At 73.6% G+C, this 24681-nt stretch carries 22 protein-coding genes; 12 read left to right on the forward strand and 10 right to left on the reverse strand.

The window, feature by feature from the left end; all coding sequences use genetic code 11:
• Positions 1 to 17: 17 nt before the first annotated feature.
• Together ACF1A1_RS18235 and ACF1A1_RS18240 are read right to left on the reverse strand one after the other, a co-directional pair.
• Positions 18 to 1601 carry an acyl-CoA carboxylase subunit beta gene (locus tag ACF1A1_RS18235; protein ID WP_392000926.1) on the reverse strand — a complete coding sequence of 528 codons (1584 nt, stop codon included), beginning with the start codon at positions 1599 to 1601 and terminating at the stop codon, positions 18 to 20.
• A 326-nt stretch (positions 1602 to 1927) separates the two neighbouring features.
• Positions 1928 to 2983 carry a 3-oxoacyl-ACP synthase III family protein gene (locus ACF1A1_RS18240; protein ID WP_392000928.1) on the reverse strand — a complete coding sequence of 352 codons (1056 nt, stop codon included), beginning with the start codon at positions 2981 to 2983 and terminating at the stop codon, positions 1928 to 1930.
• A 155-nt stretch (positions 2984 to 3138) separates the two neighbouring features.
• Here ACF1A1_RS18240 and ACF1A1_RS18245 point away from each other — a divergent pair, with 155 nt between their 5' ends.
• Together ACF1A1_RS18245 and ACF1A1_RS18250 are read left to right on the forward strand one after the other, a co-directional pair.
• Positions 3139 to 3747 carry a hypothetical protein gene (locus ACF1A1_RS18245; protein WP_392000930.1) on the forward strand — a complete coding sequence of 203 codons (609 nt, stop codon included), beginning with the start codon at positions 3139 to 3141 and terminating at the stop codon, positions 3745 to 3747.
• 237 nt (positions 3748 to 3984) lie between these two features.
• Positions 3985 to 4707: a TetR family transcriptional regulator gene (locus ACF1A1_RS18250; RefSeq protein ID WP_392000932.1), complete on the forward strand. Its 723-nt coding sequence runs from the start codon at positions 3985 to 3987 to the stop codon at positions 4705 to 4707.
• Between the two features lie 364 nt (positions 4708 to 5071).
• On the opposite strand, the gene ACF1A1_RS18255 is transcribed toward ACF1A1_RS18250, so the two are convergent.
• The gene (locus tag ACF1A1_RS18255; RefSeq protein WP_392000933.1) at positions 5072 to 6133 is read right to left on the reverse strand and encodes a type III polyketide synthase; all 1062 of its coding nucleotides are present in this window, start codon (positions 6131 to 6133) and stop codon (positions 5072 to 5074) included.
• 561 nt (positions 6134 to 6694) lie between these two features.
• On the opposite strand from ACF1A1_RS18255, the gene ACF1A1_RS18260 reads away from it, so the two are divergent.
• From ACF1A1_RS18260 to proB, 3 genes are read left to right on the forward strand one after another with little or no spacing between them, the layout of a single operon-like run.
• Complete coding sequence (locus tag ACF1A1_RS18260) at positions 6695 to 7252, forward strand: WhiB family transcriptional regulator (RefSeq protein WP_392000934.1); 558 nt, start codon at positions 6695 to 6697, stop codon at positions 7250 to 7252.
• A complete protein-coding gene (locus ACF1A1_RS18265; protein ID WP_392000936.1) occupies positions 7249 to 8247 on the forward strand; it encodes an alpha/beta fold hydrolase in 999 nt (332 codons plus the stop codon). Before ACF1A1_RS18260 ends, ACF1A1_RS18265 begins: the two co-directional genes overlap by 4 nt.
• A complete protein-coding gene (gene proB, locus ACF1A1_RS18270) occupies positions 8244 to 9461 on the forward strand; it encodes a glutamate 5-kinase (RefSeq protein ID WP_392000938.1) in 1218 nt (405 codons plus the stop codon). The genes ACF1A1_RS18265 and proB overlap by 4 nt, the downstream gene beginning before the upstream one ends.
• A 135-nt stretch (positions 9462 to 9596) precedes the next feature.
• On the opposite strand, the gene ACF1A1_RS18275 is transcribed toward proB, so the two are convergent.
• The 5 genes from ACF1A1_RS18275 to ccrA all read right to left on the reverse strand — a co-directional run bounded on the left by ACF1A1_RS18275 (position 9597) and on the right by ccrA (position 14483).
• A complete protein-coding gene (locus ACF1A1_RS18275; protein ID WP_392000939.1) occupies positions 9597 to 9758 on the reverse strand; it encodes a hypothetical protein in 162 nt (53 codons plus the stop codon).
• A gap of 16 nt (positions 9759 to 9774) precedes the next feature.
• Positions 9775 to 11088, reverse strand: a complete 1314-nt coding sequence (locus tag ACF1A1_RS18280; protein ID WP_392000940.1) for a glutamate-5-semialdehyde dehydrogenase — start codon at positions 11086 to 11088, stop codon at positions 9775 to 9777.
• A complete protein-coding gene (locus ACF1A1_RS18285; RefSeq protein WP_392000941.1) occupies positions 11085 to 11294 on the reverse strand; it encodes a hypothetical protein in 210 nt (69 codons plus the stop codon). Before ACF1A1_RS18285 ends, ACF1A1_RS18280 begins: the two co-directional genes overlap by 4 nt.
• A gap of 106 nt (positions 11295 to 11400) precedes the next feature.
• Positions 11401 to 13122, reverse strand: a complete 1722-nt coding sequence (locus ACF1A1_RS18290; protein ID WP_392000943.1) for a 3-hydroxyacyl-CoA dehydrogenase family protein — start codon at positions 13120 to 13122, stop codon at positions 11401 to 11403.
• Positions 13119 to 14483: a crotonyl-CoA carboxylase/reductase gene (ccrA, locus tag ACF1A1_RS18295; RefSeq protein WP_392000944.1), complete on the reverse strand. Its 1365-nt coding sequence runs from the start codon at positions 14481 to 14483 to the stop codon at positions 13119 to 13121. Before ccrA ends, ACF1A1_RS18290 begins: the two co-directional genes overlap by 4 nt.
• 273 nt (positions 14484 to 14756) lie before the next feature.
• On the opposite strand from ccrA, the gene ACF1A1_RS18300 reads away from it, so the two are divergent.
• The 5 genes from ACF1A1_RS18300 to ACF1A1_RS18320 all read left to right on the forward strand — a co-directional run bounded on the left by ACF1A1_RS18300 (position 14757) and on the right by ACF1A1_RS18320 (position 20972).
• Positions 14757 to 16088 carry a cation:proton antiporter gene (locus tag ACF1A1_RS18300; protein WP_392000946.1) on the forward strand — a complete coding sequence of 444 codons (1332 nt, stop codon included), beginning with the start codon at positions 14757 to 14759 and terminating at the stop codon, positions 16086 to 16088.
• A 168-nt stretch (positions 16089 to 16256) separates the two neighbouring features.
• Entirely contained in the window at positions 16257 to 17660 is a 1404-nt protein-coding gene (locus ACF1A1_RS18305; RefSeq protein ID WP_392000947.1) for a citrate/2-methylcitrate synthase, read from the forward strand.
• A 90-nt stretch (positions 17661 to 17750) separates the two neighbouring features.
• Positions 17751 to 18890, forward strand: coding sequence for an acyl-CoA dehydrogenase family protein (locus ACF1A1_RS18310; protein ID WP_392000949.1), 1140 nt, complete (start codon positions 17751 to 17753; stop codon positions 18888 to 18890).
• Complete coding sequence (locus tag ACF1A1_RS18315; RefSeq protein ID WP_392000950.1) at positions 18887 to 20359, forward strand: amino acid adenylation domain-containing protein; 1473 nt, start codon at positions 18887 to 18889, stop codon at positions 20357 to 20359. The genes ACF1A1_RS18310 and ACF1A1_RS18315 overlap by 4 nt, the downstream gene beginning before the upstream one ends.
• Positions 20360 to 20441: 82 nt before the next feature.
• Complete coding sequence (locus tag ACF1A1_RS18320; RefSeq protein ID WP_392000951.1) at positions 20442 to 20972, forward strand: flavin reductase family protein; 531 nt, start codon at positions 20442 to 20444, stop codon at positions 20970 to 20972.
• A gap of 86 nt (positions 20973 to 21058) precedes the next feature.
• Here the strand turns inward: ACF1A1_RS18320 and ACF1A1_RS18325 are convergent, their stop codons facing one another.
• Together ACF1A1_RS18325 and ACF1A1_RS18330 are read right to left on the reverse strand one after the other, a co-directional pair.
• Entirely contained in the window at positions 21059 to 21772 is a 714-nt protein-coding gene (locus ACF1A1_RS18325; protein WP_392000953.1) for a thioesterase II family protein, read from the reverse strand.
• A 26-nt stretch (positions 21773 to 21798) separates the two neighbouring features.
• Positions 21799 to 22581, reverse strand: coding sequence for a 4'-phosphopantetheinyl transferase family protein (locus tag ACF1A1_RS18330; RefSeq protein WP_392000955.1), 783 nt, complete (start codon positions 22579 to 22581; stop codon positions 21799 to 21801).
• A 159-nt stretch (positions 22582 to 22740) separates the two neighbouring features.
• On the opposite strand from ACF1A1_RS18330, the gene ACF1A1_RS18335 reads away from it, so the two are divergent.
• Positions 22741 to 23010, forward strand: a complete 270-nt coding sequence (locus ACF1A1_RS18335; RefSeq protein ID WP_392000956.1) for an acyl carrier protein — start codon at positions 22741 to 22743, stop codon at positions 23008 to 23010.
• A gap of 76 nt (positions 23011 to 23086) precedes the next feature.
• Positions 23087 to 24445: an NAD(P)/FAD-dependent oxidoreductase gene (locus ACF1A1_RS18340; RefSeq protein ID WP_392000958.1), complete on the forward strand. Its 1359-nt coding sequence runs from the start codon at positions 23087 to 23089 to the stop codon at positions 24443 to 24445.
• The last annotated feature ends 236 nt before the right edge of the window (positions 24446 to 24681 follow it).

The following is a 24681-nucleotide window of genomic DNA, read 5'->3' on the forward strand; positions in this document are numbered from 1 at the left end:
CTCCCTCATCTTCGATGTCACTGGGGTGGGTTGCCGTGCTTGCGCGCGGCGATGTCGGCGTGCTTGGTGCGCAGCACGCGCAGGGACTCCGCGAGGACCCGACGGGTGTCGGCCGGGTCGATCACGTCGTCGACCAGGCCGCGTTCGGCCGCGTGGTACGGGTGCATCAGCTCGGCCCTGTACTCCTTGACCAGTTGCCGGCGCATGGCGTCGGGATCGTCCGCGTCCCGGATGCGCCGCCGGAAGATCACGTTCGCGGCGCCCTCCGCGCCCATCACCGCGATCTCGTTGGTGGGCCAGGCGTAGGTGAGGTCGGCGCCCACGGAACGGGAGTCCATGACGATGTAGGCGCCGCCGTAGGCCTTGCGCAGGATGACGGAGATGCGCGGGACGGTCGCGTTGCAGTACGCGTACAGCAGCTTCGCGCCGCGCCGGATGATGCCGTTGTGCTCCTGGCCGACGCCGGGCAGGAAGCCGGGCACGTCGACGAGGGTGACCAGCGGGATGTTGAACGCGTCGCACATCTGCACGAAGCGCGCCGCCTTCTCGCTGGCGTCGATGTCGAGTACGCCCGCCTGCACGAGCGGCTGGTTGGCCACGAGGCCCACCACCTGCCCGCCGATCCGGGCGAGCGCGCAGATCACGTTGGCCGCCCAGCGCTCGTGGACCTCGAGGACCTCCCCGTCGTCCACGATCTCCTCGACCACGCGGCGCATGTCGTACGGGCGGTTGCCGTCGGCGGGGACCAGGTTCAGCAGGGCCTCGCAGCGCCGGTCCACCGGGTCCTCCGGCAGTACGGCGGGCGCCGGCTCCCGGTTGTTCTGCGGGAGCAGCGACAGCAGGTAGCGGACCTCCTCCAGGCAGGTCTCCTCGTCGTCGTAGGCGAAGTGCGCGACGCCGGACACCTCGGCGTGCACGTCGGCTCCGCCGAGGGCGCCGAGGGAGACCCGCTCGCCGGTGACGGCGTGGACGACGTCGGGGCCGGTGATGAACATCTGCGAGGTCTCGCGGACCATGAAGACGAAGTCCGTCAGGGCCGGACTGTAGGCGGCGCCACCCGCGCACGGGCCGAGCATCACGCTGATCTGCGGGACGACTCCGGAGGAGCGGGAGTTGCGGGTGAAGATGCCGCCGTAGCCGGCGAGGGCGGTGACGCCCTCCTGGATACGGGCGCCGGCGCCGTCGTTGAGCGAGACGAGGGGCGCGCCGGCGCTGAGGGCGCGGTCCATGACGCGGTGGATCTTCTCCGCGTGGGCCTCGCCGAGGGCGCCGCCGAAGACGCGGAAGTCGTGGGCGTAGACGAACACGGTGCGGCCGTGGACCGTGCCCCACCCGGTGATCACCCCGTCGGTGTACGGCCGCCGGTCCTCCAGCCCGAACCCGGCCGCCCGGTGCCGCCGCAGCGCCTCCGCCTCCTGGAACGACCCCTCGTCCAGCAGCAACGCGATCCGCTCCCGCGCCGTCAGCTTCCCCTTGCTCCGCTGAGCGGCGGTGGCCCGCGCGTCCCCCTCCTCGATCCGCGCCCGCAGCGCCCGCAAGGCGAGGACCCGACCACGAACGTCGGGCACGGGCTCCTCACGGGGCGCGGGGCCGCGTGTCACGGGAGGGACATCGCCGGGCGGGGGCGGAGCCGCGTTCCCGGGCGGGGGCGGAGCCGCGTTCCCGGGCAGGGGCGGAACAGCATCCTCAGGCGAGGGTGGAGCGGCATCCCCGGGCAGGGGCGGAGCTCCATCCCCGGGCAGGGGCGGAGCTCCACCCTCAGGCCAAGGCGGAGCGGCATTCCCGCCCGCTGCCGGGTCGCCGTCCCCGCCCGGCGTCGGAGCGGACGTCGCGCGCAGCCCCGGAGCCCTCCCCCGGTCCGCACCGGCCCTCCCCCGGTCCGCACCAGTCGCCGGGGGCTCCCGGTCCCCGGTCCGGTGGCTCGCGGTCACCATGTCAGGGGCGAGAGCAGCTCGCCGGCCGGAGTGGGGGTGTCGGCGGTGACCGGGGTCAGGGTCCAGTCGAGGAGGGCCGTGCCGAGGCTCATGCCGCCGCCGAACGCGGCCAGGACGACCAGGTCGCCAGGGGCCACCGCGCCGGTGCGGTCCATGTCGGCGAGCGTGACGGGGACCGAGGCGGCACCGGTGTTGGCGTAGCGCTCCAGGGTGAGGTGGAGGGCCGCGCGGGGCAGGCCGAGGTCGGGCCAGAGTTCGGCGAGCATCGCGCCGTTGGCCTGGTGCGGGACGAAGTGCCGTACGGCATCGTGGGGTACGGCGGCCCGGGTCAGCAGGCGTTCGATCTCGACCGGCAGGGTCCGCTGGACGAAGGCGCGCACGCCCCGCCCGTCCATCCGGAAGAAGTGCCCGCCCTCGGTCACCGTGCTCGCCGAGGCCGGTCGGCGGCTGCCGCCCGCCTCCACCCGGATCAGGCGGTGCGCGTCGCCGTGCGAGACCAGCGAGACGCGGCGCAGCCCGCGCCCGGGGGCGACCGGTCCGAGCACCACCGCTCCGGCGCCGTCCCCGAAGAGCGCCGCAGTGCGCCGGTCCGAGTAGTCGAGGATGCGGGAGTACAGGTCGGCGCCGATGACCAGGCCGTGCCGGGGTTCGCCGGGCGCGGCGGAGAGCAGGAGCTTCTCCACGGTCTTCAGCGCGTACACGAAGCCGCTGCAGACCGCGTTGACGTCGAAGGCGGCGGCCCCGCGGGCGCCGATGCGGTCCTGCACGAGGGCCGCCGTGGCGGGCTGCGGGTGGTCGGGGGTGGACGTGGCCACGACGACGTAGGCCAGTTGGTCCGCCGTCAGGCCGGCCCGCCGCAGGGCGCGCTCGGCGGCGACGGCGGCCAGGTCCGAGGTGGCCTCGTGGAGCGCCGCCCGGCGTCGTTCGCGTATGCCGGTCTTGCGGACGATCCACTCGTCGGTCACGCCGGCTCCGTGCCCGATCTCCGCGTTGCTGATGATGGCCTCGGGCAGGTACGAGCCCACTCCCGTGATGCCGATGGACTGCACGATTCCTCCTGGGGCGCCGCGCGTCGAATAACTCATCGTATGTTGAAATCATTCCAGAGCCGCTTGACTAATTCAACAGCGAGAGACTTCACTTGACGGCGAACTACTGGCGCGGCGCGGCACCGAACGCCGCACACCCACGGGAGTTGCCCACCATGACCGTCACCAGCGCAGCGGACGCGGCGGAAGCACGGCTCGAGGACACCCAGACACTCGTCTCCGCGGGACGCACCCTGTTCACCCGGTACGGCTACCGGCAGACCGGCTTCGCGGACATCGTCGGGGAGTCCGGCCTGGACTTCGCGTACGCCCGCGAACTGCTGCCCGACAAGGCCGCGGTCTTCGGTGCCCTCGTCGAACGGACCGTCAAGGTGGCCGGACTGCTGCGCCCGGCGCTCGCCGAGGGCACCGACGAGGACCTCCCCGCCCGGCTGGCACGCGTCTACCTGCCGCTGTGGGAGCCCGGCGAGGAGGAGGAGTCACCCCTGGTCGAGCTCTACCGGATCGGCCTGTCCGACAAGGAGGCCTCCGAGGTCCTGCGTGCCCGCATCACCGAAACCCTCAACGCGACGGTCGACCACGAGCCGGCCGTCGAGGACACCGACGCGCACACCGCGCTGTTCGGCGGACAGCTCGTCGGCGTCGCCATCGTCCGCCACCTGCTGGGAGTCAGGGCGGTGAGCGCACTGGACCTCGAGACCCTGATCGAGCGGATCACCCCGGGACTGCGGCAGACTCTGCTGAGTCCGGACACCACCGAGTGACCTCGACGCGGGGGGCATGCGGCCGCACGACCACACGACCACACCGCCACCGGTCCGGGACTCCGGCTCCGGCTCCGGCTCCGGCTCCGGGAACCCTGCGTACCGGCCAACGGTCGGACACGCAGAGGTGATTTCGGGGTGTCACCTGTGGATGGACGCCCTCCGGGGTGCCTGGTAGGATGTTTTCACTATGCGGTGAATTAATCGCTCGTACCCCCCGCGAAGTGCAGTGATCTCATGACCTCCAGGCACACAGACAACTCGACGAGTGCGCCCCGAAAGTCCGGTTCCACCGGGCGGACCGCCTCGACCACGACCAAGGGCACCCGCCCCAAACGCGCGCGCAGCGGCAGGCGGCCCGGGGACAGCGGCACCCGGGAGCAGATCCTCGAATCGGCGCTCCACCTGTTCGCCGACCGCGGATACGCCCGGACCACCATCCGGGCGATCGCCGAGGACGCGGGGGTGGACCCCGCCCTCGTCCACCATTTCTTCGGCAACAAGGAGGGCGTCTTCGACGCCGCCGTCAACTCCTCGTTCAGCGTCTCGGCGAGCTTCGACAACATGCCGGACGTCGAGGCCGAGGCGACGGAGGCGACCTGGATCGCCCAGACGTACTTCTCCTTCTGGGAGAACGAGGGAACGCGCTACGCGATGACCGCCATCTACCGGGCGGGCCTCGCCGACAGCGCCACCTCGGACATCCTCAGGGAACGCATCGAGGCGAGCACCAAAGCCTGGGCACACGCGTCCGGTTACAAGGACCGCCCCGACGCGGGGACGCGCGCCGCCCTGGCCTCGGGACACCTCGCCGGACTGGCACTCATGCGCTACGTCCTCCAGATCCAGCCGCTGGCGTCGATGCCTTTCGACGAGTTCATCGCCTGGGTGGTACCGGCGCTGGAGATGCGCCTGTCCCCCTCACTCGAACCGCGCGGGCGCGGCAACCCGTCGGACTGACACCGGCCGAGCGGACCGGCAGCCGACGGGCAATCGGCGGTCTGCGGGCAATCGGCGATCGGCGGGCAATCGACGGTCTGCGGGGTAATCGGCGGTCGGGGAGGAAGCCGCAGCCGGCGAGGGATCGGAGGGCCTCAGCGCCCCCGACCCTGCACGCCCGGCGTCGTCCCGCACACCCGGCGCCCCACGCCGCGCGCCGGGCACCCCTCATCACCCCAGCGCGCCACCCTCCCTCCGCACACCGGGCGCCCGCACGCCGGGCACCCCGCACGCCCTCCGCCCGCACCGCGGGCGACCTCGCACCGCGGGCGACCCCGCACCGCGGGCGACCCCCGCACCGCGCGGCGCCTCACCCCGCCCCGCGTCAGTCGCCGCTGTGCCACACCCCCTTCAGCGCCATCGCGGAGACGCCCGGGCCGACGGCGACCGTGAGGCCCCGCGCGCCGTCGCGGGGCGGCTTCATGAACGTCCGCTCCAGCACCTCCAGCACCGAGACCGAGCCGAGGTTTCCCACCTCGCGCAGCGAGTCGCGGGCCAGGCCGAACAGCTCGGGGTCGGTGCCGAGGCCCTCGACGATGGCGTCGAGCACCTTGGGGCTCCCGGTGTGGGAGACGATGAAGTCCGGCGCGGCGTCCGCGCCGGCGGACCTGGTGCGGTGCAGCCAGTCCTTCAGCTCGGGCATGACCTCGCCGATCGCCCCCAGCAGCCGCAGGGAGTTGAATCCGTGGAACCCGTCGCTGTCGGTGATCGATCCCACGATGTCCCTGCTGCCGGGGTGCACGCACTCCCAGGAGTCCACGAGTTCCAGATGCGGGCCCCGCGCCCGGGTGCGGACCACGCACGCGCCCGCCGCGTCCCCGATGATCCCCTTGAAGATCATTCCGTCCAGGCCGGTGTCGTCGCGGTGCAGGTAGTGGCTGAAGACGTCCGCGCACACCACGAGCACGGTGGACCCGGGGCGCGCGGCGACCAGCTCCGCGGCCGTGGACAGGCCGAACACCCCTCCGCAGCATCCGAGTTGGGTCACGGGTATGCGCCGTACCGAGGGACGCAGCCCCAGCCTCTCCATGAGCAGGACGTCCAGCCCCGGCATGCTGTGCCCGGTGGCGCTGACCACCACGACGGCGTCGATCCGGCCGGGACCGAGCCCGGCCTCCAGAAGCGCCCCTCGCGCGGCCCTCTCGGCCAGTTCGAGCGAGTCCCGCAGATGTTCGCGCGTCCGCTCGGCCAGGGAGCGGTCCGTGCGGAACTGCTCGGCCAACGGCCGCGTGTACCACCGCGTACGCACGGTGGTGGCCCGGATGAAGCGCCTCAGGTGCACCAGTCGCGGGTGGTCGGGATACAACTCGGCGATCCGCTCGAGCAGTTCGTCGGTGGTGACCTGGTGCCGTGGCAGAGCGACCACGGGTGCGCTGACGACGGGCATGATGCCTCCAAGGACTCTACGACGCTGACGGACTGTCATGGACCCGCGCCCGAGGGGGCGGCGGCCGTCGCCCGGCCCCGGTGTGCGGGCATGCCGGGGCCACGTGCGGCTCTCTCCTTGGAAGTCGATGCACACCGAACACCCCCGTGTGCGGTCGTGCTCCCCCCGTGGGAGCGCCATGGCGGCGCACTGCGACGAACGTCGAGCTCGGTGGTGCGGGAAGATCAAGAGCAATGGACGCGCTACCACCCGCCGTCCGGTGCACTCCGCAGGCCACCGGCCATACCGACCGGTGCAGGCGTGTCGGCCCTCCGGGTGCCCTGCGGGGCCCGGCGGTTGCTCACGAAAGCGACGGTACGACATCGGAGTTGGCTCCATCAAGGGTGAACTCAACGCTTGTGGAATCCACTGTTTGAACAGTAAACGGACACGTGAGGGCCACAATCGCCCCGCCCGCGCCCTCGCCCACCAAAAACTCAACACTCATTGAAATCATCCGACGTTGACTTTACTGTGGTGCCTCTGGACCGGCCGCCTCCCGTCGAGAAAGGGCCGACCGCCATGTACGCAACGGCACCACAGCGCCCGGGCACCGACCCCTGGGTGGAACGCGCGGCCTGCCGGAACACCGACCCCGAGACCTTCTTCCCGACCGCCGGCAAGGCGGGCGACCGCGACCCGGAGGCCGCCGCCAAGCGGGTGTGCGCCCGCTGTCCGGTCGCCCACGACTGCCTGCGCGAGGCGCTGCGACTCGAGGAGAGCACCGGCATCTGGGGCGGCCTGAACGTCCGGGAGCGGCGCGAGCTGCTCCGCGTCGCCGCCACGCTGCACACCGTCGACGACGACCTGGCCGCCTTCCTGGCGGGCGACGGCCGGCACATCCGCCCGCACCCGCGGGAACGCCCGGCCTACGTCTGGTTCCTGCGCCGGCACGGCTGGGAGCCGCGGCGCATCGCCGGAGCGCTCGGCCTCACCTTCGACCAGGTCCAACAGGCCTGGCTGGCGGCCGAGTCCGCCTTCATCTGCACCCGGGAACGGCTGCCCCGCACGGAACGGCCACCGCGTCCGCGGGGGCGCCGCGCGCGGAGCGCCGCCGTCCAGTCCGGCCGGCCGTCATGACCGCCCCGCTGCCGACCCGAGCCCCTCGCGCGCCCCACACCGTCCGCACCGCCGACGGCGCCGAACTCGCCGTACGCGTCCAGGGCCCGCTCGACGCCGGGGCGACCGTGCTGCTGTCGCACGGCTGGACCGTGAGCGCGCGGGACTGGCGGCCGCACATCGACGCGCTGACCCGGCCGCGCCCCGGCTTCCCGCCGCTGCGCACGGTCGCCTACGACCAGCGCGGCCACGGCCGCTCCACGCGCGGCACGGCCCGCCTCGACACCGCGCTGCTGGGCGACGACCTCGCCCGCGTCCTCGACGAGACGACAGCGGCGTACGACGGACCGGTCGTGCTGGTCGGGCACTCCATGGGCGGCATGGCGATCCAGCAGCTGGCGGCCGGTCACCCGGAGCTGTTCGGCCCCCGGGTGACGGCCGTGGCACTCCTGTCGACCTGTCTGGACGACGTCGGCATGGCCCCGGCCGTGCCCGACGCCGGCGGCCGCCGGCGGGTGTGGGCCGGACGGCGGACGGCCGGCGCGCTGCTGCGCTCGCCGTGGTCCGCGCGCGCCGTGCACCGGCTGCTCACCGGCCCCCTGACCCATCCGACCACGGCTCCCCTGTGGCGGGCGCTCCTCGGCGGCCACGGGCAGGCCGAGACCGTCCGCGCCGACACGCGGGCGCTGCGGGACATCCCCGCCCTGACCATCGCCGAGTTCCTCGCCGCCCTGACCACCCACGACTGCGCCGGACGCCTGGGCGCGCTGGCCCGGGTGCCCACCCGGATCCTGGTCGGCACCCGGGACCGCTGGACCCCGCCCGACCAGGCGCGGCGGCTCGCCCTCGACATCCCGGGCGCCGCCCTGCACCTGGTGCCGGACCAGGGTCACGACCTGCCGTACGAGCGGCCCGTCCTGGTCGTGGAGACCGTGCACGCGCTGCTGCGCGAGATGGGCCCGGCGTCCGCCGGTCCGCGCCCGGACCGTGGCCGTCCGCTGGCGGCACTGCGGTGACCGGGCGGCCCGCAGGCTCCCTGCGCGAGGACGTGCTGACGGCGCGCCGGATCGTGGTGAAGGTGGGGTCCTCCTCCCTCACCACGGCCGTCGGCGGGCTGGACTCCGACCGGGTCGACGCCCTGGTGGACGTGGTCGCGCGCTCCCGTGCGGCCGGCACCGAGATCGTCCTGGTCTCCTCGGGCGCCATCGCCGCGGGCCTGGCCCCCCTGGGCCTCGCCGGGCGGCCGCACGACCTGGCCCGTCAGCAGGCCGCCGCCTGCGTCGGGCAGGGACTGCTGGTGGCCCGCTACACCGCCTCGTTCGCCCGGTACGGGCTGCGGGTCGGCCAGGTGCTGCTCACCGCCGACGACGTCGGCCGCCGCACCCAGTACCGCAACGCCCACCGGGCGCTCACCCAGGTGCTGGCCATGGGCGCGGTGCCGGTCGTCAACGAGAACGACGCCGTCGCCACCGCGGAGATCCGCTTCGGCGACAACGACCGCCTCGCCGCGCTCGTCGCCCACCTGGTCCACGCCGACCTGCTGGTTCTGCTGTCGGACGTGGACGGCCTGTACGACGGCGACCCCCGGCGCCCCGGCGCGCGCCGGCTGGCCGAGGTGCGCGGCCCGCACGACCTGCGGGACGTCCGGCTCGGCAGCGCGGGCGCCGCGGGGGTCGGCACCGGCGGCATGGTGACCAAGGTGGAGGCGGCCCGGATCGCCACCGACGCCGGTGTCCCCGTCGTCCTGACGGCCGCCCGGCACGCCGCCGACGCGCTGGCCGGCCGTGCGACCGGCACCCTGTTCCACCGCACCGGGGAGCGGGCCGCCGAGCACCTGCTGTGGCTGGAGCACGCCAGCACCCCGCGCGGGGCGGTACGGCTCACCCCGGACGCGGTCCGGGCCGTCGTCCGGGACAACCGACCGCTGCTGGCGCACGAGGTGACCGGGGTCGAGGGCCACTTCGCGCCCGGAGACCCCGTCGAACTGCTCGACGAGACCGGGCGCGTGGTCGCCCGCGGGCTGGCCGTCGTGGACGCCCGGGAGCTGCCGGGGCTGCGGGGGCGGGCGCCGCGGGAAGTCGTCCGACGGGACGATGTCGTGGCGGTGGAGGGTCCGGCGCGTCCCGCCGGACCTCCGGTGGCGCCGTCGCCTTCCGGGGTGCGGATCCGGATCCTCCCGGCGCACGCGGTGCCGGGCCCGGCACGGGCGGGGAGTGCGGGCCCTCGGTGAAGGGGCGGACCCGGCAGTCACGGTGACACACTGTCAGGTCGCGTGAGTGCGCCGGGGCGGTGCCTCCCCCGAGGGGTGGGCACCGCCCCGGCGCCGTGATCCGTGGTGGGTGAACGGCGTGCTGTGTACGGCCGTTCAGTCGATCCCGCGCACGATGTGGGGCTCGGCCGGGTCGTCCTCGACGCCGGCGAGGCCCAGCCGGGGTGGCGGGGTGGGCTGCCGGCGGCGCTCGAGCGAGTCGTCCGCGTACAGCAGCAGACCCGTCGGCTGCGTCTCGGTGATGATGCGCACGTACATGGCCTGTCCCTCCTGTTCACGACTCCGGGACGGCGGCTGCGCCCCGGATGTGACCGTCGCCCACGAGCACATGGGTGGTGGTCGTCAACGCGGCCAGTCCCATCGGGCCGCGCGCGTGCAGTTTCTGGGTGGAGATGCCGAGTTCGGTGCCGAGGCCGATCTCGCCGCCGTCCGCGAACCGCGTGGACGCGTTGACGGCGACGACCGCAGTGTCCAGGGACGCCACGAAACGGCGTACCGCGGTCTGCGAGTCGGTGACGACGGCCTCGGTGTGGCCCGTGCCGTGGCGGCGGATGTGGTCGACCGCCTCGTCCAGGGAGTCCACGACGGCCGCCGACAGCTCCAGGGCGAGGTACTCGCGCCCCCAGTCCTCCTCGGTGGCCGGCTCGACCGCCGGGTGGTGGGCCCGCACCCGCTCGTCGCCGTGCACCCGGACACCGCGGTCGGCGAGGGCCGCCAGCGCGCGGGGCAGGAAGGCGGCGGCGACGGCCGCGTGGACCAGCAGCGACTCGGCGGCGTTGCACACCGACGGGCGCTGGGTCTTGGCGTCGAGGAGGACGGCGAGGGCCTTGTCGAGGTCGGCGTGCTCGTCGACGTAGACGTGGCAGTTGCCGACGCCGGTCTCGATGACGGGGACGGCGGAGTCGCGGACCGTCGCCTGGATGAGGTCGTGGCCGCCGCGCGGGACAAGGACGTCCACCAGGCCGCGCAGGGACATGAGTTCGCGTACGGCGGCATGGGTGGTGCCGGGGACCAGGCGCACCGCGTCCACCGGGAGCGCGGTGCCGGCGAGGGCCGCGCGGAGGGTGGCGACCAGGGCGGCGTTGGTGTGGCGGGCGGTCGAGGAGCCGCGCAGCAGGGCCGCGTTGGCGCTCTTCAGGCAGAGCGCGGCGGCGTCGACGGTGACGTTGGGGCGTCCTTCGTAGATCATGCCGACCACGCCGAGGGGGACCCGGAGCCGCCGTACTTCCAGGCCGTTGGGCATCACCGAGCCGTCTGCGATCCGGCCGACCGGGTCGGGTTCGGCGGCCAGGGCGTGCACCGTGGCCGCGAGGGCGTCGAGGCGGGGGCGGGTGAGGGTGAGCCGGTCCAGGACCGTGTCGTCCTTGCCGGCCGCGCGGGCGGCGGCCAGGTCCTCGGCGTTGGCGGCCAGGATGCCGGTGGCGTCCTCGGTCAGGCGGCGGGCGATCAGGCGCAGGGCGGCGTCGCGCTCGGCGCCGGTCGTCGCGGCGAGGCGGCGCGCGGCGCGGCGGGCGGCCTCGGCGGCGGCTCGTACGGTGCCTTCGGTGGTGGGCAGGGCGGCCGCTGCCGCGCTCGGCACGGTCGTCATCGTCCACTCGCCTCCCGCCCGGCGGGCCGGGTGGCGGCGTCGGGTTCCGCGGCTCGCGGGGGCCCGGCGCACAGGCCGTCGCCGACCAGTTCCCTCAACATCGACCGCGCGAGGGCTTCGGCGGCCCTGTCACGGGAGGCGGAGGGGGATGCGGGGAGGGCGGTGGGGGTGGTGGGGGTGGAGCTTCTGGCGGTGTCGGGGTTCACGCGGGTCTTCCTTCCTGGGTGGGGCCGGCGGTGAGAGGGCGGGCCGGATCGGTGGTGGGGTGGGCGTGGGCCGTGGTCGGGCAGGTGGACGGCCCACGCCCCGCTCTCAGCCGTACACCCGGAATCCCGCCCCCGCCTTGCGTCCCACGCGCCCCGCCGCCACGAGGTGGTCCAGGAGCGGAGCCGGTGCCATGGCGGGGCGGTGGTCGGCGGTGTGCAGGACCCGCTGGATGCTGAGGGAGACGTCGAGGCCGATGACGTCGAGGAGTTCGAAGGGGCCGAGCGGGAAACCGCAGCCGCGCTTCATGACCTCGTCGATCGTGTCCGTGCTCGCGTAGTGGCTCTCGGCGAGCCGTACCGCGCCGTTGAGGTACGGGAAGAGCAGCGCGTTGACGACGAAGCCCGGCCGGTCCAGGCAGCGCACCGGGTGCTTGCCGATCCGCCGGCACAACTCCCGTGCGGCGACGACATGGTGGGGTGCGGTCTCCAGTGAGGGGATCACCTCGACCAGCCGCATCCGCGGGGCGGGGTTGAAGAAGTGCAGGCCGATCACGTCGGCCGGCCGGCCGGAGGCCAGCCCGCACTCGATGACCGGCAGGCTGGAGGTGGTGGTGGCGAGCAGCGCGCCGGGTGCGCAGACCGCGCCGAGCCGGGCGAAGAGCGTCTTCTTGACGTCGAGATCCTCCGCGACGGCCTCGACGACGAGGTCGCGGCCGGCGAGCCGGTCGAGGTCGCCGGCCGGCTCCAGCCGGTCCAGGAGCGCCGCCTGCTCGGCCTCGGTCATCCTGCCGCGCCGCACGGCGCGTCCCGTCGAGGTGGCGACCGCCTCCCAGGCGGCCTTGGCGCGTTCGTCGCCGCGGCCCACGAGGAGGGTGGGGATGCCGTTGCGGGCGAGCACCTCCGCGATGCCGGCGGCCATCGTGCCGGTGCCGACGATGCCGGCCCGGCGCACCCCTGGTGCCGCGCCGGTGGTGGTGTCGGCCGTGGCGGGTGCCGTGGCGGGCCGGTCGCCGTAGTCGTGGAACCCGCGGCCGCTCTTGCGGCCGAGGAGGCCGGCGAGGGCCATGTGGCGCAGGCGGCGGGCCGGTTCGAGCGTCGGGTCGGCCAGGCGTACGGCGAGGGCGTCGAGGATGTCGCAGGCGGTGTCCGTGCCGATCAGGTCGAGGAGTTCGAGTGGGCCGAGGGGGAGTCCGCAGCCGTGGCGCAGGGCCGCGTCGAGGTCGTCGCGGCCCACGGCGCCCTGGTCGTACAGGGCGACGGCCTGGTTGAGGAGGCCGAAGAGGAGGGAGGCGGAGATCAGTCCGGCCCGGTCGCCGACGGTGACCGGGGTGAGGCCGAGGTCGCGTGCGAGGTCGCCGACGCGGTCGACGGCCGGGGCGTCGGCGACGACCGTACGGCCGATCTCCGCGATCTCGGCGGTGGGCAGGGGCAGATGGAGGCCGACGACCCGGCCCGGGCGTCCGGAGGCCGCCGCGAGGTCGGTGAGCGCGAGGGCGGTGGCGCTGGTGGCCAGCACGGTGGCGGGCGGGCAGACCCGGTCGAGGGCGCGCAGCACCTCGGCCTTCGCCTGGCGCCGCTCGGGCACGGCCTCCACGACGACGCCGGCGGCCTCGAACCCGTCCCAGCCGTGGGCCAGTCGGAGCCGTCCGGTCCCTTCGCCCAGGGCGTCCAGGCGGGCCCGGGCGTCGGGCCGCGGGTCGCGGACGACGACGTCGTACCCGGCGAGCGCGGCCCGCCGGGCGAGCACGCCGCCGATGGTGCCGAGTCCGACGACGCCCAGGACGGGCGCCGGTCCGGCCGCCCGGGAACGCGCCTGCTGCCCGTTCACGCCGCCACCCCGCTCAGCGAGACCGCCGCGCTGCGGAAGCGGTTGATGGCAGGCTCGTGGCGTTCCCTCAGCTCCGGGTCCGTGACCCCCAGTCCCTCCGTCGGTGCCAGGCACAGCACCCCCACCTTGCCGTGGTGCGCGTTGCGGTGGAGGGAGTCCACCGCCGCGGCCACCTCGTCGAGCGGGTAGGTGCGCGACAGGGTGGGGTGGATGCGGCCCTTGGCGACCAGCCGGTTGGCCTCCCAGGCCTCGCGGTAGTTGGCGCAGTGCGAGCCGACGATGCGCTTCAGGGACATCCAGAGGTAGCGGTTGTCGTACTCGTGGACGTATCCGGCGGTGGAGGCGCAGGTGACGATCGTGCCGCCCTTCCTCGTCACGTACACCGAGGCGCCGAAGGTCTCGCGGCCCGGGTGCTCGAAGACGATGTCGACGTCCTCGCCGCCGGTCAGCTCCCGGATGCGGGAGCCGAACCGGCGCCACTCCCCCGGGTCCTGGGTGTGCGGGTCCCGCCAGAAGCGGTAGTCCTCCTCGGCGCGGTCGATGATCAGCTCGGCGCCCAGGGAGCGGGCGAGTGCGGCCTTCTCGGGTGAGGAGACGACGCAGACCGGGGTGGCGCCGCCGGCCAGGGCGAGCTGGGTGGCGTACGAGCCGAGGCCGCCGACGGCGCCCCAGATCAGGACGTTGTCACCCTGCTTCATCCCCGCGCCGTTGCGGGTGACCAGCTGGCGGTAGGCGGTGGAGTTGACGAGGCCGGGCGCCGCGGCCTCCTCCCAGGTGAGGTGCGCCGCCTTGGGCAGCAGCTGGGTGGCCTTGACCAGGGCCAGTTCGGCGAGTCCGCCGAAGTTGGTCTCGTAGCCCCAGATGCGCTGCTCGGGGTCGAGCATGGGGTCGCCGTGTCCCTCCGCGTCCTCCAGCTCGACCGACACGCAGTGCGCGACGACACGGTCGCCGGTCCGCCAACGGCGTACCCCGGGGCCGCACTGGACGACGACGCCGGCGAGGTCGGAGCCGATGACGTGATAGGGCAGGCCGTGCCGGGCGGCGAGACCGCCGAGCCGGGCGTAGCGGTCGAGCAGGGCGAAGGTGGACACCGGCGCGAACAGGGCGCTCCAGACGGTGTTGTAGTTCACCGCGCTCGCCATCACCGCCACCAGCACCTCGCCGGGGCCGGGTTCGGGCGTGGGCACGCGCTGGACGTGCAGCGAGTCGGCGGGCCGCCGCTCGCGCAGCGGTACGCCGTCGAACATCGCGGCGTCCGCCCTGTGCAGGACGGCGGCCCGGTGGGAGTCGGGCACCCCCAGGGCCGCCAGATCGGCCGGCACCGAGTCCGGGGACTCGATCGCCTCCACCAGTTCGTGCATGGTCGGGCACCACCTTCCGCGGGTCCTGTCCCGAGCGAAGAACTCAACACTCAGTGAACTCAACGATGAGTGAGTTTTCCATGCGCCCGGACGCCCGACAACCCCCCACCGGCGCCCCGCCGCCCCGCGCCGGCCACTCCGCCGCCCCGCACCGACACGCGGACCTCTTGACCGACGCCCCTTGTTCGCGCGTCGATCCGCATGCAAAACTCATCACCGGTTGAGTTCTTTGTTCGGTGAATTTATTCAACGCTCAACGCTCAAGGAGATGCCGTGACAGCGCATCAGCTCGAGTCCTTACAGGCCACCGCCTTCGCGGGGATCGCCGTGATCCTCGTCGCGGGCACGCTCCTCGCCCGGCTCGCCCGCCGGGTACGGCAGCCCGCGGTCATCGGCGAGATCACCGCGGGCATCCTGCTCGGGCCCAGCCTGCTCGGCCTCCTGCCCGGGGACCTGACACAACGCCTCTTCCCGGACGAGGTGCGGCCGTTGCTGTCGATGGTCGCCCAGATCGGCCTGCTGCTCTTCATGTTCACCGTCGGCTGGGAGCTCGACGGGGCCAGCATGGGACGCAACAAGCGCTCGGTCGTCGGGGTGACCGCGGGCAGCATCCTCGCCCCGCTGGCCCTGGGCATGGGCGTGGCCCTGCTGCTGTACGACAACCACTCGGTGGTGAACGGGGAGAAGGTCCCCCTGTTCTCGTTCGTGCTCTACCTCGGCGTCAGCATGTCGATCACCGCGTTCCCGGTGCTCGCCCGCATCCTCAAGGACAACAACCTCAGCCGGACGAGGATCGGGGCACTCGCGCTGACCAGTGCCGCGTTCGGCGACGTGCTGGCCTGGTGCCTGCTGGCCGGGGTGGTCGCGATCGTCACCGCGTCCGGCCCGTCGGGCTTCACCGACACGCTGTGGATGTCCGCGGGGTACGGGGCCGTGATGGTCGGCGTGGTCCGCCCGCTGCTCGCCCGGGCCGTCGTCCGGGTGGCGAAGAAGGGTTCGGGCGCCTGTCTGGCGGCCCTGGTGACCGCGGGCCTGCTGCTCTCCGCGTACACCACCTCGAAGATCGGCATCCACCCGATCTTCGGCGCCTTCGCCTTCGGCCTGGTGATGCCGCGCAAGCCGGCGCGGATGCTGGAGGAGCGGATGCTGCGCCCGCTCCAGCACGCCGGGGAGCTGATGCTGCCGGTCTACTTCATCGTCACCGGGCTCTCGGTGGACATCGCCGCCGTCTCCCCCACGGGCTGGGCGGAGCTGGGGCTGGTCCTCGCCGCCGCCATCGTCGGCAAGCTGTTCGGCGCCGGACTGCCGGCCAGGTCGTTCGGGCTGAGCTGGCGGGAGTCGACCGGCGTCGGGGTGCTGATGAACACCCGCGGTCTGACCGAGCTGATCATCCTGGGCGTCGGGCTGAGTCTCGGCGTGCTGGACGACACCCTGTTCACCGTGATGGTGCTCATGGCACTGATCACCACCGCGATGACGGGGCCGCTGCTGCCCTCCCTCTTTCCCCGGGCGCGCATGGACCTGGTCGCACCGGCCCGGCAGAACAAGCCCGTGATCCGCATCACCGCGAAGGCCCCGGACCAGACACCCGATCTGGCCGGCTGACCTGCCGGACGGCGTGCCGGGGCACGGAACGCCGTCCGAATGCCCGCGGCCCGTCCGCGGCCGGTCGCCCCCACACGGCGCAGCCGCGTCCCGGGCACCGCCCGCGCCCCCCTTCCGGGACGCGGGAGCGCACCGGACGCCGGCGAGCCGCCACGTACAGACAAGGAGATGGCCCAGGTGCACCCCGTCATCAGCACACTGTCCCGAGTCTTCGACATGCCGTCGGAGTTCATCGGCGACGAGTTGCAGCTACGCGCCGTGGACAGCTGGGACGACCTGACAGCCGTGGAACTCCAGGTCCACCTCGAACACGAGCTGGGCACCACGCTCGACGACCGCCTCATCGAGCGCATCGAGTCCGTGGGCCAGCTGCGCGCGTTCTTCGACGAACGCCTCGCCGAACTCTCCGGGCCACAGGCCCCCGACGACGTCTCCGCGCTCGTTCCCGCCCCGCCCGCGCCCGTCGTCGCCGCGGCTCGGGCGGCCGACGACGTCTCCGAGGTGGTGGTCGGCGAGACGGGCATCTCCGAGGTGGACCATGCGCGCGGCCGGCTCTCCTACCGGGGGTACCCCATCGAGGAGCTGATCGGCCGGACGACCTACGAGGAGGTCGTCCACCTGCTGCTGCGCGGCTGGCTGCCCGACGCGGAGGAACTGGCCGCGTTCCGGTCCCGGCTCGCCGCGGCCCGGGACCTGCCCCCGATGGTGACCGCCAACCTCAGGGCGAACGCGGCCAGTTCACCGTCCTCCGTGCTGCGCACCGCCGTCTCTGCGCTCGCCGTCGCCGCGGAGGCGGGCGCCGACCCGGCGGCCCACCTCGATCTGCGGGAGAGGCTGATCGCCCGTGTCCCGGCCATCTTCGCCACCCAGCAGGCGGCCCGCGCCGGCCGTCCGCTGCCCGAGCCGCGCCCGGACCTCACGCACGCCGAGAACATCCTCCACATGCTCGACCTGCCCCGCGACCCGCAGCGGGTCCGGCTGGTCGACCTGTGCCTGATCCTCCAGGCCGAACACGGCTGCAACGCCTCCGCGTTCGCCGCCCGGGTCGCGGCCGGCACCGGCGCCGACACCTTCGCGACCGTCACCGTCGCCCTCGCCACCTTCACCGGCCCGCTGCACGGCGGCGCCGCCCACCAGGTGATCGACCTGGCCAGCGGCGACACCAACCCGCAGACCGCCGCCGCCTACCTGCGCGGGCGCGCCGACGCCGCACCGCACCGCCCGGTGCCGTACGCCGAGGAGGACCCGCGGGTGCGGCCGCTGCGCGAGGCGGCCCGGCGCTTCCGGGGCGGACCCGGCAGCGACCACGTGCTCCAGGTGCTGGACGCCGTGCGCGCCGCCGCGCACCCCTCCAAGGGCCCGCGCCCCTATCTGACCGTGGACTGCTACGCGGCCGCGATCTACCACATGCTCGGCATGCCCTCCGACCTGTTCGTCCCCATGTTCGCGGCGGCCCGGGTGGCGGGCTGGCTGGCCCACGTCGAGGAGCAGCGCGCCCAGCAGGGCCGCATCCACCCCCGGCTGCGCTACGTCGGCCCGCGCAACCTGCGCCATGTGCCCGAGCAGCACTGACCAGTTGAGGTGACGCGGGAGGGCGCCCCCGTCCGTCCCGCGCACCGCCCGACCCGGGAGGGCGCCCCTCCCCGTACCCCAGGAGCACACGTGGAGTTCGGCTGGACCGACAAGCAACTTGCCCGCTACGACCAGGTGTTGGACGCGACGAAGCTGGCCTTCCCGGACCCGCCCGGTGCCGGCCACGGCTTCTTCGGCCGCAAGGACTGGCTGGCGCTCGGCGACCTCGGCATGCTCGGCGCCTGTCTGCCCGAGGAGTACGGCGGCGGGGGTCTGGGCGCCCTGGACACGGCGCGCGTGGTGGAGGCGGTGGGCCGCGGCTGCCCCGACACCGGGCTGGTGTTCGCCGCCGCGGCGCACACCTTCGCCTGCGCCATGCCGATCGCCGCGTTCGGCTCGGCGGCCGTCCGCCGTCGGCTGCTGCCCGGCCTGGCCGCGGGCCGGCTGATCGCGGGCAACGCGATGACCGAGCCCGAGGCCGGTTCCGACTCCTCGGCGCTGACGACGACGGCGACCCGGGTGGACGGCGGCTGGCTGCTCGACGGCACGAAGAGCTTCGTCACCAACGGCCCCGTCTCCGACGTGTTCGTGACGTACGCGACCGTCAACCCCAGGGCGGGCTTCCTCGGCGTCACCGGCTTCGTCGTCGACCGGGGCGCGGAGGGGGTCGTGGTGGGCCCGCCCCACGAGAAGATGGGCATGCTCTCCGTCCCGGCCGGGTCGGTCACCTTCGAGGACTGCTTCGTCCCCGAGGAGCAGGTGCTGGGCGCCGTCGGCGGCGGCGCCGCGATCTTCCAGCACTCCATGGGCTGGGAGCGCGCCTGCCTGTTCGCCCTCTACGTCGGCCTGCTCGACCGGCTGCTGGAGCAGTGCGTGCGGCACGCCCGCTCCCGGCGCCAGTTCGGGCGGCGGATCAGCGAGTTCCAGGCGGTCTCGCACCGTATCGCCGACATCAAACTGCGCCTGGAGAGCGCCCGGCTGCTGCTGTACCGCGCCTGCTGGTCGATGGACCGGGGCGAGCCGTCCGTGCTCGAGATCGCCCTGTCGAAGCTCGCCGTCTCCGAGGGCGTGCTGGCCTCGGCCACCGACGCCGTACGCGTCTTCGGCGGGCGCGGCTATCTGCGCGAGGACGGCATCGAGGCGGCCCTGCGCGACGCCGTGCCCAGCACGATCTTCTCCGGGACCTCGGACATCCAGCGTGAACTGATAGTGAAGGAGATGGGACTGTGAGGCTCCACCGGCTCGTCATCGACTCCGCGCGGCGCGCCCCGGACGCGCCGGCCGTCCGCTCGGTCCAGGGCGTGTTCAGCTACCGGGAGCTGGACGAACTCGCCGACCGCTATGCCGCCGCCCTGCACCGGCGCGGCGTGCGCCCGGGCGACCGGGTCGTGCTGTGGACCCACAAGACCGCGGACGCCGTCGCCCTGATGCAGGGCGCCCTGCGCGTCGGCGCCGTCTACGTGCCGGTCAGCGCCAACAACCCCGCCGCCCGCGTCCGCCGCATCGCGGCCGGCTGCGCCCCGGCGCTGGTGGTGGCCGACGCCGACGGCATCCGGCGGGCCGGGCAGTCCGGCTGGGAGGAGGACGTGCCGCTGGCCGCCTTCGCCGACGTACGCGAGGAGGCGCCCGCGTCCGACGCGCCGCCGGTGCACGAGAACGCTCCGGACGACCCGGCGTACATCCTCTACACCTCCGGCTCCACCGGCGAGCCCAAGGGCGTCTGCATCAGCCACCGCAACGCCCTGTCCTTCGTCACCTGGGCCGCCGCCGAGGTGGGGGTGACGGCCGGGGACCGGCTGTCCAACCACGCGCCGTTCAACTTCGACCTGTCCGTCTTCGACCTGTACGCCGCCTTCCTGGCCGGCGCGTCCGTGGTCCTGATCCCCGAGGGGCTCGCCTACGACCCGCCGCAGCTGGCCGCGCTGATGCACCGCGAGCGGATCAGCGTCTGGTACTCGGTGCCGTCCGCGCTGGTCCTGATGATGCAGCGCGGCGACCTGCTGGCGGGCGACCCGCCGAAGGCGCTGCGGGTGTGCGTCTTCGCCGGGGAGCCGTTCCCGGTGCAGCAGGTGCACGAGCTGCGCAAGGCCTGGCCCGACGTGCGGATGTTCAACTGGTACGGGCCGACCGAGACCAACGTGTGCACGAGTTACGAGGTCACCGACCGTGATCTGGGCAGCACCCGTCCGCTGCCGATCGGCGCGCCCGCCTCCGGCGACCGGATCCGGCTGCACCCGCCGCGGGCACGCGAGGGCGAGATCGTGGTGAGCGGGCCGACGGTGATGCTCGGCTACTGGGGCCGCGAGCCGCAGCGGGGGGCGTACTTCACCGGGGACATCGGCCGGACGGGGCCGGACGGGATGCTGGAGTACGTCGGCCGGCGCGACCACATGGTCAAGGTGCGCGGGCACCGCATCGAACTCGGTGACATCGAGGCCGTGGTGTCCGCCCATCCCGAGGTCTCGGCCGCCGCCTGCGTGGTGGTGGGCGCCGGTCTGGACGCCAGGATCCACGCGGTGGTGGTGCCGGAGGGACCCAAGGGCCCCGGGCTGCTGGACCTGAAGCGGGACTGCGCGGACCGGCTGCCGCTGTACATGGTGGTCGACGCGGTGCACACCGTCTCCGAACTCCCCCTGACCGCCAACGGCAAGACGGACCGTCAGGCGCTCGTCGAGCGCATCGCCGCGGGCACCCGGTGACGCCGCCGTGTCCGCGGTCCCGGCCGCCCTCTTCGTCCGACACTCCCTGGCCCTGCTCGGCCTCTCACCCGAGGATCCCGTGATGTCCGACCGACACCAGAACGCCGAAGCCCTGCTGGACCAGGTGGACCTGCCGACCTTCCGCTCCGTCATGGGTTCGCTGCCCACGGGGGTGAGCGTCGTCACCAGCGTGACGGCCGACGGGGAGCCGCGCGGGCTCACGTGCAGCGCGGTGTGCAGCGTCTCCGCGTCGCCGCCGCTGCTGCTGGTCTGCGTCAAGCATCCCAGCGCCACCCTGGAGGCCATCCACGAGAGCGCCGCCTTCGCCGTGAACTTCCTGTCCTCCGGCATGGCGGAGACCGCCCGCACCTTCGCCTCACCGGTCCCTGAACGCTTCTCCGACGTCCTCTGGAGCCCCGGCAAGCGCACCGGCTCGCCCCTCCTGGAGGCCACCGTCGCGCACGCCGAGTGCGTCCTGACCAGCAGCCATCTCGCGGGCGACCACCAGATCCTGGTGGGCCGCCTGGTCCACGGCGACGTCAGCCCGAGCAGGACGCCGCTGGCGTACTGGCGGGCCCGGTTCTCGGAGGTGCGCGAGCATCCGGCGGCCTGAGCGCCGCCGCACACGCCGCAGGCCTTCCCCAGCGGTTGGGGGGAAGGCCTGCGGCGTCGTCCGGTACGGCGGTGGTGTACGCCCGTTCACACCACCGTGACGCTCTTGAGGACGCCCGTCACGTACGCGTGGAACGCCGCGTCGTCGAGGAGGAAGTGGCCGCCGGGCAGCCACTCGACGGTGACGTCGCCGGCGGCGTGGTTCTCCCAGTCGCGCAGGCCGGCGTCGTCCACCATCGGGTCGTCGGTGCCCGCGCTCACCCACAGCGGGCAGCCGAGCGGCGCTCCGGGCAGCGCGGTGTACGTCTCCGAGAGGGTGAAGTCGGCGCGCAGCACCGGGGTGAACAGGGCGACCAGCTCGGGGTGCTCGAAGAGCTGCGGCGGGGTGCCGCCGAGCCGTCGTACGGCGGCCAGGAAGGCCTCGTCCGCGAGCCCGTGGATGTCGGGCAGGAGGGCGCGTGCGGTGGGCCCGTTGCGCCCGGTGACGACCACCGCGGCGGGTGGCCGTCCCAGCGCGCTCCAGTAGCGGGCCAGTTCGTAGGCGAAGGCCGCGCCCATGCTGTGCCCGAGGAGCACGTACGGCCCCGCGGTGTGCGCTCCGCTGCTGCGGATGAGGTCCGCCAGCACCGCCGCGAAGTCGTCCCGCACGGGCTCCCGCATCCGCGTGCCGTGTCCCGGCAGTTCCAGGGCGACGGTGTGCGTTCCGGGCGTCAGCGCCCTGCCCAGGCCGGTGAAGGCCCGCGCGGAGCCGGCGGCGTGGGGGACGCAGAGGAGGGTGAGGGGCGCGGAGCCGGTCTGCATGGCGGGACTCTCCTTGGGGTGAGGGGTCAGGTGGGCCGCGGACGGTTCACGGGGCACGCCCCCGGCCCGGCCCGCGCGCCGGCCGGTCCGGGCCGTTCCCCCGGCTCCAGGCGCCGTAGCCGGACGACGTCTCCGCCTCCCGCGACCGCCACGGCGGCGCGGAACTCCGGGCCCACGTCGACGAGCCGGAGCCGCCAGCGGCGGCGGGCGGAGCCCGGGGCGTGGTGGACCGGTACGGGGCCGTCGCGGCGTGCGCCCGGTGTCACCCGTACCGCCGTCAGGTCGCCGGCCAGGCCCGTGCCCAGGGCCTTGAGGACGGCCTCCTTGCAGGTCCAGTGGGTGAACAGGCCCTCGTGCAGGGGGCCTTCGCGTCCGGGAGGCCAGCGTTCGGCCTCCCAGGCGGACAGCACCTGGCGGCGCAGCGCGGACGGGTCCCGGAGCGGGACCAGGCGTTCCACGTCGACGCCGGTCGGGCCGTCCCGGCTCACCGCGACCAGGGCCAGGCCCCGCGTGTGGGACAGGCTGACCCGCAGGCCGGGGTCGCCGGCGACGTAGGGCTTGCCGAACGTGCCGCGCCGGAAGGCGACGTCGCCGGGCGGGAGCCCGCGGCAGGCGGCGGTCACGGCCCGCAGGGCCGCGTGCGCGGCGGCGTACAGCGCGCGCTCGGAGGGGACGAGGTGCCGCCAGCGGTCCCGTTCCCGCGGTGTCAGCACCTCCAGGCAGCGCTCCAGGGCCGCCTCGGTTTCCGGCTCGCGCACCGCCCAGACGTGCACTTCCCCACGCGGCGGACCGCGCCGCACTTCGCTCATGGTCTTCCAACCCTTCGGCGACTGCCTTGCGTTGGCCCCTTGACGAGTAATTCAACACTAGTAGAGTTCATCGGGCAATGACATCATCGTGCGTTGAAATACACGAGCGCCGGGCTTCCTGCCGGCTCCCTCCCTCAACGCGTCTCACGGAGGTACGCCGTGGCCAGTGACCGCGAAGACCTGCTCGACCAGCTCACCGAGTTCATCCAGGAACGCCTGCTGTCCGACCCGGACGCGCAGCGCATCGAGCCGGACACGCCCCTGCTCGAGTGGGGGATCCTCACCTCGATCAACACCGCCCAGCTGCTCACCCACATCCGGGACGAGCTGGGCACCAACGTCCCGCCGACCGAGCTGACCGGGACCAACTTCCAGAACCTCAACAGCATCACCGACCTGCTGCTGAGCCTGCGCGCCCCCGTCAGCTGACCGCGCCGGCGCCCGGCTGCCGACCGCCGGGCGGTCCGCGCACCGCCACCACCACACCCCGACACAGGAGACCACGTTGTCTGAGGCATCCGAGAACTACGACTACGACATCGGCATCATCGGCGGCGGCCCGGCCGGTTCCACGGCCGCCTCCTACCTCGCCAAGGCGGGCCTGTCCGTGGCGGTGTTCGAGTCGGAGACCTTTCCGCGCGAGCACGTCGGCGAGTCCCTCGTGCCGGCCACCACCCCGGTGCTGCTGGAGACCGGCGCCATGGAGAAGGTCGAGGCCGCGGGCTTCCCCAAGAAGTACGGCGCCGCCTGGACCTCCGCGGAGGACCGGGACATCGACCACATGGGCTTCACGGGCCTCGACCACGACTTCCGCGCCGCCGAGGTCCTCTTCAGCGAGCGCGACCAGGCCGGCGTCGACCGCGACCACACCTTCCACGTGGACCGCGGCAAGTTCGACCAGATCCTGCTCCAGCACGCCGAGAGCCTGGGCGCGAAGGTCTACCACGGCATCCGGGTCAACCGCGTCGACTTCTCCGACCGGGACCGGCCCGTCATCCAGGCGAAGGTCGGCAACCAGCAGATCGGCGTCCCGGTCCGCATGGTCGTCGACGCCAGCGGCCGCCGCACCATGATGGGCAGCCAGCTCAAGGTCAAGGAGCCGGACCCGGTCTTCAACCAGTACGCGGTGCACACCTGGTTCGACGACTTCGACCGCAAGGCCCTCGCCGTCAACAAGGAGCAGGCCGACTACATCTTCATCCACTTCCTGCCGCTCGAGGACACCTGGGTCTGGCAGATCCCGATCACCGACACGATCACGTCGATCGGCGTGGTGACCCAGAAGACCCGCTTCAAGGCCGCCAAGAACGACCTGGAGACCTTCTTCTGGGACACCATCGGCAGCCGCCCGGCGCTCCAGGACGCGCTGAAGAACGCCCGCCGGGTCCGGCCCTTCAAGGCGGAGGGCGACTACAGCTACGCGCTCACCAAGATCGCCGACGACTCGCTGGTGATGATCGGCGACGCCGCCCGGTTCGTCGACCCGATCTTCTCCAGCGGCGTCAGCGTCGCCCTGAACAGCGCCCGGATCGCGTCCGCGGACATCATCGCCGCCCACGAGGCCGGCGACTTCCGCAGGGAACGCTTCGAGACGTACGTCAAGACGCTGCGCGGCGCGGTGAACAACTGGTACGAGTTCATCTCGATCTACTACCGCCTGAACATCCTCTTCACGGCGTTCGTCCAGGACCCGCGCTACCGCCTGGACGTCCTGAAGATGCTCCAGGGCGACGTGTACGACGGCGAGCCCGCGGCGCTGGCGAAGATGCGGGAGATCGTCGAGGCGGTGGAGAGCGACCCGAACCACCTCTGGCACAAGTACCTGGGCACGCTCAAGGCCCCGTCGGCGGCGGCCAAGTTCTAGCCCGCCGCTCCATGCCACCGCGGCCGGGTTCCAGCCTGGCCGCTCCGTCCCACCGCGGCCGGGTTCGCGTCGGCCGCCCCGTTCCACAGCGGCCGGGTTCGCGTCGGCCGCTCCAACCCACCGCGGCCACGTCCCACCGCCCCGTCCCACCGCGGCCAGGTCCCGGACCGCCAGGCCCGGACCGCCACCCCGTGCGCCGGGGACCCCGGGTCCCTGCCGGGTCCCCGGCCGCCCGT

Source organism: Streptomyces sp. NPDC014995 (genome assembly GCF_043080745.1).
Lineage (GTDB): Bacteria > Actinomycetota > Actinomycetes > Streptomycetales > Streptomycetaceae > Streptomyces.